Origin of the sequence: Pseudomonas sp. I2, assembly GCF_040984075.1 — a bacterium.
In the GTDB taxonomy this organism is placed as follows: domain Bacteria; phylum Pseudomonadota; class Gammaproteobacteria; order Pseudomonadales; family Pseudomonadaceae; genus Aquipseudomonas; species Aquipseudomonas guariconensis_B.
On the sequence record NZ_JBCGFQ010000227.1, the window covers coordinates 1 to 387 of the forward strand.

Here is a 387-nt window from a genome sequence, read left to right on the forward strand (position 1 = left end):
TTTTTATTTCACTCCACGGTGGGGGTGGTGCGGATGCGCAAAGCCCTGCAGGCGGCGGGAGTGGCCTTCGAGGTCAAAGATATACCCCGCCAGCTGCGCAGCGGCTGCGGGCTGTGCATCCTGCTGGAGGGGACGGAAGCCGATGCGCGAGGCTGGATCGTCCCGGAACAGACGGCGGCGCTGTATCAGCAGAACGGGGAAGCATGGCGCTGTCTCGCCACCTTCCCACCTGCAGGTTAATCGCTCACCACAAAACGCGTCGCCGCGAAACAGTTCAGCAGGCGGTGCATGAGAAAAACCAGGGTCAGCGTCACCACCAGCGAGACCGTCACCGAGGTGATGCGGTACAGATCGCTGAACACCAGATCCTGATACGGATGCAAATTC

Annotated in this window: 1 protein-coding gene; it reads left to right on the forward strand. The window is 61.2% G+C overall.

Going from position 1 to position 387, the window contains the following annotated elements:
• The coding region (locus tag WCE05_RS26370; protein WP_368816891.1) for a DUF3343 domain-containing protein at nucleotides 1-240 on the forward strand (240 nt) is incomplete at its 5' end.
• Nucleotides 241-387 lie beyond the last annotated feature (147 nt).